Annotated in this window: 14 protein-coding genes; 10 read left to right on the top strand and 4 right to left on the bottom strand. The window is 70.9% G+C overall.

Annotation, left to right across the window (positions count from 1 at the left end; all coding sequences use genetic code 11):
* Position 1 precedes the first annotated feature (1 nt).
* On the top strand, positions 2-550 hold the full coding sequence (locus RAN62_RS28150; protein WP_305787793.1) for a response regulator: 549 nt from the start codon (positions 2-4) through the stop codon (positions 548-550).
* Between the two features lie 105 nt (positions 551-655).
* Here RAN62_RS28150 and RAN62_RS28145 read toward each other — a convergent pair whose 3' ends face one another.
* Positions 656-1,555 (bottom strand): DMT family transporter, encoded by a 900-nt coding sequence (locus tag RAN62_RS28145; protein ID WP_305787792.1) that lies wholly within the window; start codon positions 1,553-1,555, stop codon positions 656-658.
* Positions 1,556-1,625: 70 nt separating this feature from the next.
* On the opposite strand from RAN62_RS28145, the gene RAN62_RS28140 reads away from it, so the two are divergent.
* On the top strand, positions 1,626-2,537 hold the full coding sequence (locus tag RAN62_RS28140) for a LysR family transcriptional regulator (protein ID WP_305787791.1): 912 nt from the start codon (positions 1,626-1,628) through the stop codon (positions 2,535-2,537).
* Here RAN62_RS28140 and RAN62_RS28135 read toward each other — a convergent pair.
* Positions 2,527-2,847: an STAS domain-containing protein gene (locus RAN62_RS28135; protein ID WP_305787790.1), complete on the bottom strand. Its 321-nt coding sequence runs from the start codon at positions 2,845-2,847 to the stop codon at positions 2,527-2,529. The genes RAN62_RS28140 and RAN62_RS28135 overlap by 11 nt on opposite strands.
* 134 nt (positions 2,848-2,981) lie before the next feature.
* Between RAN62_RS28135 and hemL the strand changes: the two genes are divergently transcribed.
* The 6 genes from hemL to ccsB are packed head-to-tail and all read left to right on the top strand — an operon-like array spanning position 2,982 to position 8,886.
* Entirely contained in the window at positions 2,982-4,331 is a 1,350-nt protein-coding gene (gene hemL / locus RAN62_RS28130; RefSeq protein WP_305787789.1) for a glutamate-1-semialdehyde 2,1-aminomutase, read from the top strand.
* Positions 4,328-4,984: a histidine phosphatase family protein gene (locus tag RAN62_RS28125; protein WP_305787788.1), complete on the top strand. Its 657-nt coding sequence runs from the start codon at positions 4,328-4,330 to the stop codon at positions 4,982-4,984. Before hemL ends, RAN62_RS28125 begins: the two co-directional genes overlap by 4 nt.
* Positions 4,981-5,547, top strand: a complete 567-nt coding sequence (locus RAN62_RS28120) for a TlpA family protein disulfide reductase (RefSeq protein ID WP_305787787.1) — start codon at positions 4,981-4,983, stop codon at positions 5,545-5,547. Before RAN62_RS28125 ends, RAN62_RS28120 begins: the two co-directional genes overlap by 4 nt.
* Positions 5,547-6,308 (top strand): cytochrome c biogenesis CcdA family protein, encoded by a 762-nt coding sequence (locus tag RAN62_RS28115; RefSeq protein WP_305787786.1) that lies wholly within the window; start codon positions 5,547-5,549, stop codon positions 6,306-6,308. Before RAN62_RS28120 ends, RAN62_RS28115 begins: the two co-directional genes overlap by 1 nt.
* A complete protein-coding gene (resB, locus tag RAN62_RS28110; RefSeq protein WP_305787785.1) occupies positions 6,305-7,909 on the top strand; it encodes a cytochrome c biogenesis protein ResB in 1,605 nt (534 codons plus the stop codon). The genes RAN62_RS28115 and resB overlap by 4 nt, the downstream gene beginning before the upstream one ends.
* Positions 7,909-8,886 (top strand): c-type cytochrome biogenesis protein CcsB, encoded by a 978-nt coding sequence (ccsB, locus tag RAN62_RS28105; RefSeq protein WP_305787784.1) that lies wholly within the window; start codon positions 7,909-7,911, stop codon positions 8,884-8,886. Before resB ends, ccsB begins: the two co-directional genes overlap by 1 nt.
* Positions 8,887-8,908: 22 nt before the next feature.
* Here the strand turns inward: ccsB and RAN62_RS28100 are convergent, their stop codons facing one another.
* Both RAN62_RS28100 and RAN62_RS28095 read right to left on the bottom strand, forming a co-directional pair.
* Positions 8,909-9,715 carry an LLM class flavin-dependent oxidoreductase gene (locus RAN62_RS28100; protein ID WP_305787783.1) on the bottom strand — a complete coding sequence of 269 codons (807 nt, stop codon included), beginning with the start codon at positions 9,713-9,715 and terminating at the stop codon, positions 8,909-8,911.
* Positions 9,716-9,739: 24 nt separating this feature from the next.
* Positions 9,740-10,606, bottom strand: a complete 867-nt coding sequence (locus tag RAN62_RS28095) for a hypothetical protein (protein ID WP_305787782.1) — start codon at positions 10,604-10,606, stop codon at positions 9,740-9,742.
* A 75-nt stretch (positions 10,607-10,681) separates the two neighbouring features.
* On the opposite strand from RAN62_RS28095, the gene RAN62_RS28090 reads away from it, so the two are divergent.
* Positions 10,682-12,139 (top strand): menaquinone biosynthesis decarboxylase, encoded by a 1,458-nt coding sequence (locus RAN62_RS28090; protein WP_305787781.1) that lies wholly within the window; start codon positions 10,682-10,684, stop codon positions 12,137-12,139.
* Positions 12,136-13,035 carry a menaquinone biosynthesis prenyltransferase MqnP gene (gene mqnP, locus RAN62_RS28085; RefSeq protein WP_305787780.1) on the top strand — a complete coding sequence of 300 codons (900 nt, stop codon included), beginning with the start codon at positions 12,136-12,138 and terminating at the stop codon, positions 13,033-13,035. Before RAN62_RS28090 ends, mqnP begins: the two co-directional genes overlap by 4 nt.
* The last annotated feature ends 11 nt before the right edge of the window (positions 13,036-13,046 follow it).

Genomic DNA, 13,046 nt, shown 5'->3' with positions numbered 1-13,046 from the left:
CGTGGCTGAGCGAGCCAAGGCCCTGCTGGTGGACGACCGCCGCGACAATCTGCTCGCGCTGGAGGCGATCCTGCAGGGCCTGCCCGTGCAGTGCGTCGCGGTCGAGAGCGGCGAGGCGGCGCTCAAGCAGCTGCTGGTCGACGACTTCGCCGTGATCCTGCTGGACGCGCAGATGCCGAACATGGACGGTTTCGAGACGGCCGGGCACATCAAGCGCCGCGAGCGCACCCGGCACGTCCCGATCCTCTTCCTGACCGCGGCCGACCGGGACGCCCAGCTCGCCCTGCGCGGCTATGCCGTGGGCGCGGTCGACTATCTGACCAAGCCCTTCGACCCGTGGGTGCTGCGGGCCAAGGTGTCCGTCTTCGTCGAGCTGTGGACCAAAAACCAGCAGCTCAAGGCCCAGAGCGAGGCCAACCGCGAGCGCGACGCCCAGTGGCAGCGCCTGACCGACCTGGTCGACGAGGCCACCCGCACCCTCCGCGCGGGCGGCTCGTCGGCCGCCGCCGAGGCGCTCGAGATCCTCGAGAAGGCCCGCTGGGGCGTGTGACGCTGCTCGACCGGGCGCGCGGGGCGTGTGACGCTGCTCGACCGGGCGCGCGGGGTGGGGGGCGTTTCGGGGAGCCCGCCGCGGTGCCGGGGCCCGGCGCTGCGGTCACTCGGCTTTCGCGAGCTCGGCCGGCAGTTCAGCTTCCGCGGGTGACGGGGTCGCCGGGCGGGCGGAGAGCCAGCAGCCCGCCGCGACGAGGGTGAAGCCGGCGATCGTGCTGATTCCCCAGTGCTCGTCGAGCAGGAGCACGCCCAGGAGGACGGCGACGACCGGGTTGACGTAGGTGACCAAGCCGGCCTTCGCCGCGCCGACGTGACCGATGAGCTGGTAGAAGGCGAGCAGGGCGACCGCGGTGCAGAAGACGCCGAGCACGGCGAGGGCGGTCCAGGCGCGGCCCGACACCGGGCTCGTGGGCAGGGCGAAGAGCGCGAAGGGTACGAGCACCACCGCGCTGATCGACGTGGTGGCCGCGGTCAGGGCCTCGGCCGGGACGGTCGCGAGGCGGCGCTGCACCAGCATCGTGGCCACCGCGTAGCTCAGGGCCGCGACCAGGATCATGGCCGCCCCGAGCAGGCCCCAGCGGTCGCCGGAGATGTCGACGCCGACGAGCACGGCGACGCCCGCGAAGCCCAGCACCAGGCCGGTCGTCCGGCCCCGGGTGAGCGGCTCGGCCCGGACCATCAGGAGGGCGATGACGGCCGGCTCGATGGCGATCAGCAGGCCGGTGAGCGAGGAGCTGATGTGCGTTTCCCCGTACGTGATCAGCGTGAACGGGATCAGAATGTGCACCACCGACAGGGCCAGCACCGGGCGGGCGTGCCCCCGCAGCGCGGCCAGGCTCCCGCGCAGCGCGGCCACCGGGAGCAGGACGAGCGCGCCGACGGCGATGCGGCCGGCCACGACGACGATCGGGGACAGGTCCTCGAGGGTGATTTTGATCAGGAAGTACGGGATGCCCCACAGGATGGAGACGAGGAGGAAGAGCGACCAAGCGCGACGATTCACGATTCCAGCGTCACCGGTTACCGTGGTAAGCGGTAGTGGCCACTTGCTTGTGCCGTGTTAAGGACAGCTGATGATCGACGTGCGCCGTCTCGCCGTGCTCCGGGAAGTCGCCCGCCACGGCAGCTTCAATCGGGCCGCCACCACGCTGCGCATCACCCCGTCGGCGGTGTCGCAGCAGATCAGCGCCCTGGAACGCACGGTCGGCACGCCCGTGGTGCGGCGCAGCACCCGTGGCGTCGAGCTCACCGGGGCGGGCCGGGTGCTGGCCGAGGCGGGTGACGCGATCGCGGCGGAGATCGCGTACGCCGAGAGTCAGATTGCCCGCCTGGCCGACGGTGAGCGGGAAACCTTGACCGTGGCCACGTTCACCAGCGGTGGACAGCGGCTGTTGCCGGCGGCGCTGACCCGGTTCGCCGCCGAGCGCCCCGGCGTCGAGCTGACCGTGCTGGAGAACGAGCCCGAGGACAGCCTGCCGCTCGTGCGCGAGGGGGCGGCCGACCTGGCGTTGGTCTACACCTTCGACGATCCGCAGATGCCCGTGCCTTCCGGTCTGACCTGGACGCCGCTGCTCGACGACCCGATGTGGATCGTGCTGCCGGCCGGGCACCCGCTGGCGGCCCGGGAGTCGCTGACGATCTCGGATCTGGCCGTCGAGCGCTGGGTGCACGGCTGCCTGATCATCGACGACATCCTCGGCCACTATGCGGCGGCGGCCGGCTTCGAGCCGCGCATCGCCTGCCGGGGCACCGACTATGTCTTCGCCCAGTCGCTGGTCCGCGCCGGGGTGGGCATCAGCATGATCCCGCGCATCGCGCTGAGCGGGGAGCCGGGCGGCCTGGCGATGGTGCCGCTGGAGCAGCCGTGCCCGACCCGCTATGTCGGCATCGTCACAGCCCGCCGCGCCCGCCCGAACCCGCCGGCCGACGACCTGGCCCGGGCGCTGCGCGAAACGGTCGCTGCCCTGCCTGCTCTCACACAGTGATCATGAGGGCCGAGCGCAGGCCCGTGATGTCGAGCACCCGCATGAGGAAGTCGCCGACGTTGGCCAGCGACAGCACCGCGCGGGCATGCTGGGCCTTGCGGCTGAGGACCACCAGGGTGCCCAGCCCCTGCGAGTCGCAGAAGGTGACACCTGACATGTCGAGCACGATGCGGCCCGGCGGATCGGCCAGCGTCTCGTTGACCATCGCCGACAGCTTCGCCACGGTGAGCACGTCGATCTCCCCGGCGAGGTGGAACACGACCTCGTCGGGAGCACTATCAACCGTGATGGACAGCTCCGGTCGCTCCACCCCGTCACCCTATCGCGAGCAGCGTGATCCGGCCTGCCGGGCGCGATCGGGACAAGCGTTGCGCGCGGGGAGCAAGGTGACTTCCGCAACCCGGGGCGGGGCTGGCAGGACGACCCCAGGCCCGCGCTGACAGAATGGATGTCGCTGTGACCACCTCATACCACGCCGACGGCCGTCCCTACCCGGACGAGGCCCCGGTCTCCCAGGCCCTGTTCGACCGCGCCCAGGCCACCGTGCCCGGCGGGGTCAATTCACCCGTGCGAGCGTTCCGTGCGGTCGGGGGGACGCCCCGGTTCATGGCGCGCGGCGCCGGACCGTGGCTCTTCGACGCCGACGGCCGCCGCTATGTCGACCTGGTCTGCTCGTGGGGGCCGCTGATCCACGGCCACGCCCACCCGGAGATCGTGGCCGCCATCCAGTCCGCCGCGGCCCACGGCACCAGCTTCGGCACCCCGACCGAGGGGGAGGTCGAGCTGGCCGAGGAGATCGTCCGGCGCACCCCGGTCGAGCAGGTGCGGCTGGTCAGCTCCGGCACCGAGGCGACGATGACCGCGATCCGGCTGGCCCGGGGCTTCACCGGCCGGTCCAAGATCGTGAAGTTCGCCGGCTGCTATCACGGCCACGTGGACGCGCTGCTCGCCGCGGCCGGCTCCGGCGTGGCCACGCTTGGCCTGCCCGACTCGCCCGGCGTCACCGGCGCGGCGGCCAGCGAGACGATCGTGCTGCCCTACAACGACCCGGCCGCGGTCGAGGCGGTCTTCGCCGAGCAGGGCGACGCCATCGCCGCGATCATCACCGAGGCGGCCGCCGGCAACATGGGCGTGGTGGCCCCGCGCGACGGCTTCAACCAGCGGCTGGCCGAGATCGCCCACCGGCACGGCGCGCTGCTCGTCGTCGACGAGGTCATGACCGGCTTCCGGGTGTCCGCGGGCGGCTGGACCGGGCTCGACCCGGTGGACGCCGACCTCTTCACCTACGGCAAGGTCATGGGCGGCGGGCTGCCCGCGGCGGCCTTCGGCGGGCGGGCGGAGATCATGTCCCGGCTGGCGCCGGCCGGCCCGGTCTACCAGGCCGGCACGCTCTCCGGCAACCCGCTGGCCTGCGCGGCCGGGCTGACCAGCCTGCGCCTGGCGGACGACGCGGTCTACAAGCGCCTCGACGAGCTGTCGGCGACGGTCGGCGCGCTGGCGTCCGCGGCGCTCAACGACGCGGGGGTGGCGCACCGGCTGTCGTACGCGGGAAACATGTTCTCGATCTTCTTCACGCCGGACGACGTCGTGGACTACGACACGGCGAAGACGCAGGACGGCGCGGCGTTCAAGGCCTTCTTCCACGCGATGCTGCGCCAGGGCGTCTATCTGCCGCCGAGCGCCTTCGAGTCGTGGTTCGTGTCGACCGCCCTGGACGACGCGGCGCTGGAGACCATCGGTGCGGCGCTGCCCATCGCGGCGCGCGCCGCCGCGGCAGCGGGGGAAAGAGCATGACCGAGCAGACCAGGACCACGGTGCACGTGCTGCGGCACGGCGAGGTGCACAACCCCGCCAAGATCCTGTACGGCCGCCTGCCCGACTTCCACCTCTCCGAGCTCGGCCGGCAGATGGCCAAGGCCGCCTCCGAGTGGCTCGCCGACCGCGACATCACGCACGTCGTCGCGAGTCCCCTGGAGCGCGCCCAGGAGACGGCCGAGCCGTTCGCGGCGCACTTCAAGCTCGAGACGGCGACCGACACCCGGCTCATCGAGTCCGCGAACTTCTTCGAGGGCAAGAAGGTGGCCGTGGGTGACGGGGCGTTCGGCAACCCGCGCAACTGGTGGGTCCTGCGCGACCCGATCACGCCCAGCTGGGGCGAGCCCTACCTGCAGATCGCGCAGCGGATGTTCGAGGCGGTCCAGGCCGCCCGGGTCGCCGCGGAGGGCCACGAGGCGGTCTGCGTCTCGCACCAGCTGCCGATCTGGACCCTGCGGCGCTATGTCGAGCGCAAGCGCCTCTGGCACGACCCGCGGCGCCGGCAGTGCGGCCTGGCCAGCCTGACCTCCTTCCGCTTCGAGGGGGCGAAGGTGGTCGGCATCGACTATGCGGAGCCCGCGGCGGCGCTGGTCGCGATGTCGCCCGGCGCCCGGACGGCCAAGGGGGCATGACGATGCGCCGGCTCGCCGCTGTCGTGCTCACCGCCGCCGTCGCGGCCGGTGCCCTGACGGGGTGCGGCAGTTCGAGCTGGGCGTCGAAGTGCACGACGAGCAAGGACGACGTGGTCGAGTGCACGCCCGAGCAGCGCCCGGAGGCCCGTGAGGTCACCGGCGAGCAGCTCGACGGCGGCACCTACGACGTGGCCAACGACCGGGGCAAGGTCGTCGTCGTCAATTTCTGGGGCTCCTGGTGCAACCCGTGCCGGGCCGAGGCGGATGACCTCGAGGGCACGTTCCAGGCGACCAAGGCGAAAAATGTCGCCTTCGTCGGCGTCAACGTGCGTGACGACCGGGACGCCGCCAAGCGCTTCGAGCAGGCCTTCCAGGTCAGCTATCCGAGCATCTACGACCCGAGCAGCGCCGTGGCGCTCAAGTTCGACGTCACCCAGACCACCACGCCGGCCACGCTGATCCTCGACCGGGAGGGCCGGATCGCGGCCGCCATCCGCCGGTCGACCACGATCGCCGAGCTGCAGCCGCTGGTCGAGCGGATAGCCGCGGAGGCGAAGGGCTGATGGGGGACACCTTCGCCGACGTCGCCGGCAGCGGCCCGCTGCTGCTGGCGGTGCTGGTGGCCGCGGTGGCCGGGCTGGTCAGCTTCCTGTCGCCGTGCGTGCTCCCGCTCGTGCCGGGCTACCTCTCCTATGTCACCGGCCTGGCCGGGTCCGATCTGGATGCCCGGCAGCAGACCAGGGTGAAGGGCCGGATCCTGGCGGGCACCGGGCTGTTCGTCCTGGGCTTCGCCATCGTCTTCACGCTGACCACCACCCTGGTCGCGAACATCGGCAAGACGCTGCTGGTCCACAAGAACACGCTCAACATCGTGCTGGGCATCCTGATCATCATCCTGGGACTGGCCTTCCTCGGATTCGTCCCGGGCATGCAGCGCGAGCTGCGCATCACCAAACTGCCGAACGCGGGGCTCATCGGCGCGCCGATCTTCGGGGCGATCTTCGCGCTGTCCTGGATGCCGTGTGTCGGTCCCACCCTCGGTGTCGTGCTCGGCCTGGCCACCCGCGCCGGCGAGACCGACCGGGCGGTGGTGCTGGCCCTGGCGTACAGCCTGGGACTGGGCGTGCCGTTCGTGCTGTTCGGGCTGTTCTTCCGGCGGCTGCTCGGCCTGTTCAAGGCGGTGCGGCGCAACAGCCGCTGGGTGACCCGGATCGGCGGCGCACTGCTCATCCTCGTGGGTGTCACGCTGGTCACCGGGGGCTGGGACAGCTTCCTCATCTGGCTGCAGACCACGTTCAACTTCGACTCGGGGACGCTGCTGTGACGGCCGTTCAGGAACGCCCCGCGCCCGCTCCGGCCCCACGCCGGCCCCATAGAGCGGTCACGCTGCTGCGCAACTCGTGGCGCCAGCTGACGAGCATGCGTACGGCCCTCGTCCTGCTCTTCCTCTGGGCGGTGGCCGCGATCCCGGGCTCGGTGTGGCCGCAGCGCCCGGTCAGCCCGGAGCGCGTGACGCAGTACTTCCGCGAGCACCCGGACCTCGCCCCGAAGCTGGACACGCTCGGCGCGTTCGACGTCTACTCGTCGGCCTGGTTCGCGGCGATCTATCTGCTGCTCTTCACCTCGCTCGTCGGCTGTGTGGCGCCCCGGCTGCGGGACCACATCCGGGCCCTGCGCACCGTGCCGCCGGACGCCCCGCGCCGGATGGACCGCCTGCCCCAGCACGCCGCCGGCGAGGAGCGCACCGACGCTCCGGCCGAGGCGGCGCAGCTGGCGGCCAAGGCCCTGCGCGGCGAGCGCTTCCGCACGAAGATTCGCGAGCACGCGGACGGCAGCTGGACGGTCTCCGCGGAGAAGGGCTTCCTCAAGGAGACCGGCAACCTGCTCTTCCACGCCGCGATGCTCACGGTGCTGCTCGGCGTCGGCTTCGGCTACTGGTACGGGTGGCACGGCAACCGCATCCTCGTCGAGGGCCAGGACCAGGCGTTCTGCAACAGCGTCACGCAGTACGACGAGTCCTCGCTCGGGCCCCGCGTCCAGCCCTCCGACCTGCCGTTCTTCTGCCTGCGCCTCGACGACTTCGCGGCGACCTACCAGGACAGCGGGCAGGCCAAGTCCTTCGCGGCCAAGGTGGAGCTGCAGACGAAGCAGGACGGCCCGTGGGCGCCGAAGGAGTTTTCGGTCAACAGCCCGCTGCGCCTGTCCCAGGGCAACATCTATCCGCTTGGCCACGGCTACGCGATGGTGCTGCGCTACACCGACCGCTACGGCGTGTCGCAGACCAAGGTGGTGCCGTTCCTGCCCCGCGACGGGATGTTCACCAGCGAGGGCGTGGCGCAGTTCCCGGACATCAACATCGACCCGAAGACCAACAAGCGCGACGTGAAGCTGCAGCTCGGCTTCGAGGGCGTGTTCCTGCCCACGGTCGACCCGAACGGCGGCGCGAGCTCGATCTTCCCGGCGGAGAACGACCCGGTGCTGTTCCTCACAGCCTATCGGGGCGACCTGGGCGTCGAGGTGGGGCTGCCGCAGTCGGTCTACTCGCTCAACCAGGATCAGATCGACAACGGCGCGCTCAAGAAGATCAGCGGTGACCGCCCGCAGCGGCTCACCCCGGGGCAGACGATGACCCTGGACGACGGGACGAAGCTGGAGTTCGTGGGCACCCGCGAGTTCGCGACGATCTCGGTCCGCTATGACCCCGCGCAGCCGTACGTACTGGGGGGTGCGGTCGTGGGTCTGCTCGGCCTGATGCTCTCGCTGTCGGGGCATCGGCGCAGGATGTGGTTCCGGATCACGCCCCGGGAGGGCTCCGGTAGTTTGGTGGAGGCCGGTGGCCTGCCGCGCTCCGACTATCCGGGCTTCACGGACGAGTTCGGACGACTTGTGGGGGCCGCGCGCGGCCCGGAGGAAGGGACGCCCTGATGGCGGAGTTGTCCAACCAGCTGATGGGCATCACGGTGCTCGCGTACCTGCTGGCCATGGTGTTCTATGCGGCGGAGTACGCGTTCGGTGCGCGCAGCCACATCGGGCGGGCGGCGGCTCGTCCCGCCCGGCAGCTCGTCGGCGCCGGCGCGCCGACTGACGACATTTCGGACGAATCGCCAGCGGTGGCGGCGGAGCCGAAGCGCGACCGCGGTGAGCTGCTCGGCACGATCGCCGTCGGGCTCACCTGGCTGGCCTTCGCCTTGCACCTCGGCACGGTGGTCACCCGCGGCATCGCGGCCGACCGCATGCCCTGGGGCAACATGTACGAGTACATCCTCACGGTCGGCCTGGTCGGCTCGGCGGTGTGGCTCGGCGTGCTGACCCGCTGGCCCGGCATCCGCCACCTCGGCCTCTTCGCCACGCTCGCGCTGACCGTGCTGCTCGGCGCCGACGGGCTGATCGCCTATGCGCCGGTCGGGCCGCTGGTGCCCGCGCTGAACTCGTACTGGTTCATCATCCACGTCTCCTCGATCATCCTGGCCAGCGGCATCCTGCTGATCGGCGGCGTCCCGGCGGCCATGTTCCTGATCCGCACCGGCTACGACCAGGGCAAGCGCCGCTTCCCGTACGCGCTGGGGGCCAAGGTCCCGGCGGCCGCCGCCCTCGAACGCCTCACCTTCCGCCTGCACGCCTTCGGCTTCCCGCTCTTCACCTTCGGCGCCCTGATCGCCGGTCCCCTGTGGGCCGAGGCGTCCTGGGGCCGCTACTGGGGCTGGGACCCCAAGGAGGTCTGGGCCTTCATCTCCTTCGTCGTCTACGCCGCCTACCTCCACGCCCGCGCCACCCCGAGCGTCAAGCGCACGACGGCCACGTGGATCGCCCTGCTCGGCTTCGTGACGATGCTGATGAACCTCTTCGGCGTCAACCTCTTCTTCACCGGCCTCCACTCCTACGCCAACGCCGGCGGCATGTGAGCAGCAACGAGTTCGCCGGCGACTATCGCCCGGCGAGCTTGGCTACGACCGGAGCGAATGCGTCGGCGGCGTCGGCGCCGATGACGAAGTAGGAGAAACCGATCTCCTCCCGTCGCCGCTGAATTTCCTCGGCGGCGGCCGCCGGATCCTCCGGAAGCGTGACCAGCGAGTCCGCCGCACGAGCCGCGGCAGTGTCGGTGCCGGGCGGTGCCATGTGCGCCGCGACCCGGTCGCCGATGACCGCCACGGCGTTCGCGAGCTCGACGTCCCGGGCGGCGCGCAGGTCGCGGGCCAGCCGGGTGACCTCGGCCCGGGGCTCGTCCGGCGCCTGCACGAAGGTGACCGTGTCGGCGACCTGGGCCGCCAGTGCGCGAGCCTTCGGGCCGCGAACGGCCATCGCGATCGGCGTGTGCCGGTCGGGGCCGTCGAAATCGCGCAGCCGCCGGACGGTGTCGCGGATCCGGTCCAGCCGCTCCGCCGGCGGGACGGCGGGCATTCCCTTGTCACGGAGCTCGTCGTCGATTCCCGGCCGGCCGGTGCCGATGCCCAGCTCGAAGCGCCCGTCGGTGAGCTGCGACAGCGAGTGCGCCTCCCACGCCGTCAGCCAGGCCGGGCGTAGCGGGGAGGCGTACACCCAGGTGCCCACGCGCAAGGTGGTCAGGGCCGCGACCGTGGCCAGCGTGGGTGCCGGCGCCGGCTGCAGCAGCGGGAAGTCGGGCATCAGCAGCGTCGAGTAGCCGCTGTCGGCGATGCGGCGCACCCGGGCCAGCCACGTCGGCCGGTCAGTGGTGATCGGGGCAACCACTCCGAAGCGAAACGGTCTCGTCATGCCGTTATCCCCTCTGCGTCGGGATCAGCCCGGGCAGTCGCCGGCGTCCCACGTGTCGTAGAGCGTCCGCCAGTTGAGGCAGAACCCGCCGTTGCGTTGCTTGGCAGCGTCGGCCGTGAGTGTGCCCACATCCTCGCGCCAGAAGCGATAGGGCCCGCCGCCCGGCGCCCGCAGCTGCACATTGTCGACCGTGACCGTCGGGACCAGGACGTGGGCGGGCTTCGAGGGGTCGACGTGGACCTCGACGTACTGCTCGACGTAGGCGCTCTGGCCGACCGGGAGGCGCTGGGCGGTCAGGAGGTTCCAGCGGTTGTTCCACCACAGCCACGCCTGCCAGACATTGTCCGCGTCGGTGTGCAGGTCGAGCCAGACGCGGTCGCCGGCGCGCAGGTGGTACTGGTCGTAGAACTGCCAGGTCTTCGTGTTGGTGTTGAACGTGTAGATGTGCTGGCGGCCCTGGCCGGCCCAGCCGGTCTCGGCCCAGCCGGCCTCCAGCCACGAGATGCTGCCGCCGCCGAGGTCGCGCTTGACCATGAAGCGGCCGGCGACGAAGTCGTACGTGTTGGGCCGCACCGCCCCGTCGACGACCTCGATGCGTCCGGAGACGCCGCCCCACTCGCCGGCCGTGCCCGCGCCCAGGTGGTGGTAGCCGCTCGGGGTGTAGTGGGTGCGCACCTGGTTGATGTCGACCCCCGCCTCGAGGACCCGCCCGGTGGCGCGGCAGGCGCCGGCCGCCCTCATGCTCGGCCGGGTGGTGGGGGCCGTGGTCGACGCCTTGCCCTTGCCGCAGGCCGGCAGCTCCTTCGGCCGCGACTGGGCCGGCGCGGCGGCCCCCAGCGTGGCCCCCAGAACGGCGATCAGGCCCGCGAAGGCGGACAGCCGGAACCTCAAGAAGCCTCCCTCATCACACTTCTTTGATGCAACGGAAGCCGTGATCCACGGGTGACGGGTGAAAGACTGGTCCCCATGGCCAGCGGCTTTCCTCACCCCGATCTGCAGAGCTTCATCGCGGCCCTGGAGGCCGCCGGCGAGTTGCGCCGCGTGCGCGTCCCGGTCGATCCGACGCTGGAGATCAGCGAGATCGTCACCCGCACGGTCCGGGCGGGCGGCCCGGCGCTGCTGTTCGAGAATCCGACGCGTGGCGACATGCCGATCGTCATCAACCTCTTCGGCACCGAGAAGCGCATGGCGATGGCCCTGGGTGTCGACCGGCTCGACGAGGTGGGCGACCGGATCGGCGCCATGATCAAGCCCGAGCTGCCGGTCGGCTGGTCCGGCATCCGCGAGGGGCTCGGCAAGGTGCTGCAGCTCAAGTCGCTCCCGCCCAAGAAGGTGAAGAGCGCCCCCTGCCAGGAGGTCGTGCTCTCCGGCGACGAGGTCGACCTGAACAAGCTGCCCGGGTTGCAGGTGTGGCCGGGCGACGGCGGCATCTTCCACAACTTCGGGCTGACCCACACCAAGCACCCCGAGACCGGCAAGCGCAACCTGGGGCTCTACCGGCTGCAGCAGCACTCGCGCAACACGCTGGGCATGCACTGGCAGATCCACAAGGACTCCACCGCTCACCACGCGGTGGCCGAGCGGCTCGGGCAGCGGCTCCCGGTGGCCATCGCGATCGGCTGCGACCCGGTCGTGAGTTATGCGGCGAGCGCGCCCCTGCCCGGCGACATCGACGAATACCTGTTCGCGGGCTATCTGCGCGGCGAGCGGGTTGAGATGGTCGACTGCCTGACCGTGCCGCTGCAGGTGCCGGCCGAGGCGCAGATCGTCCTCGAGGGCTATCTGGAGCCGGGCGAGCGGCTGCCGGAGGGGCCCTTCGGCGACCACACCGGCTTCTACACGCCGGTCGAGCCCTTCCCGGTGCTGCACGTCGAGACCATGACCATGCGCAAGCAGCCGATCTACCACTCGATCGTCACGTCGCAGCCGCCGCAGGAGGACCACGGCCTGGGCAAGGCGACCGAGCGCATCTTCCTGCCGCTGCTCAAGATGCTGATCCCGGACATCGTCGACTACGACATGCCGGCCGCCGGCGTCTTCCACAACTGCGTCATCGTCTCGATTCGCAAGCGTTACCCCAAGCACGCGCAGAAAATCATGAACGCGATCTGGGGCGCCCACCTCATGTCGCTCTCCAAGCTGATCGTGGTCGTCGACGAGGACTGCGACGTCCACAACTACAACGAGGTCGCCTTCCGCGCCTTCGGCAACGTCGACTACGACCGCGACCTGGTCGTCACCCAGGGCCCGGTGGACCACCTGGATCACGCGTCCTACCAGCAGTTCTGGGGCGGCAAGGCGGGGATCGACGCCACCCGTAAGCTGCCTACCGAGGGCTACACGCGGGGCTGGCCGGAGGCGATGACCATGGCGCCCGAGGTGAGCGCCCTGGTGGACAAGCGGTGGAAGGAATACGGCATATGACAGCGCTGGCGCCGGCGGCACCCGAGAAGCCGGGCAAGGTCAAGGCCTTCCTGCGGCTGGTGGCGATCGAGCACTCGGTGTTCGCGCTGCCCTTCGCCTATCTGTCGGCGCTGGTCGCCATGGACCGCCTGGGCACCGGCGTCCACTGGCTCGACCTGGTGCTGGTCACGGTCGCGATGGTCGCCGGGCGCACGTTCGCCATGGCGGCCAACCGCATCCTCGACCGCAAGATCGATGCCCTCAATCCGCGTACGAAGAACCGGGAGCTCGTCACCGGCGCGGTGAGCGTGCGCACGGCGTGGACCGGCGCGGCCGTCTCGCTGGTGGTGTTCTTCGCTGCCGCGGCCCTGCTCAACTGGCTGTGCCTGGCGCTGTCGCCGCTGGCCGTGATCCCGCTCGTCGTCTACCCGTACGCGAAGCGGTTCACGAACTTCCCGCACTACGTGCTGGCGCTGGCGCAGGCGGTGGCCCCGGTCGGCGCCTGGCTGGCGATCACCGGCACGTTCGACGGCTCGGGCCCGGCCTGGGTGCTCGGCGTCGCGGTCGGCCTGTGGATCGGCGGCTTCGACATCATCTACGCCTGCCAGGACGTGGAGATCGACCGGCAGATCGGGGTGCACTCCACCCCGGCCCGTTTCGGTGTCCGGACCGCGCTGCACATCTCGACCGTGACCCACGTCGTCACGTTCGCGCTGTTCGTCTGGTTCGGCTTCCTCGTCGATCTGAGCTGGTTCTACTGGATCGGACTGCTCCTCACCGCGGCGGCCTTCGTCTACCAGCACGTCGTCGTCACGCCGAACGACCTCACCAAGGTCAACCGGGCCTTCTTCACCGCGAACGGGTTCGTGGGCATCGCCCTCTTCGTGTTCGCGCTCCTTGACCTGATCGTGATGTAACCTCCTCGGCC

The sequence above is a fragment of the Symbioplanes lichenis genome (genome assembly GCF_030709675.1).
Classification (GTDB): domain Bacteria; phylum Actinomycetota; class Actinomycetes; order Mycobacteriales; family Micromonosporaceae; genus Actinoplanes; species Actinoplanes lichenis.
Note: the sequence above shows the minus strand (reverse complement) of the source record. Positions and strands in the feature narration are given on the sequence as shown.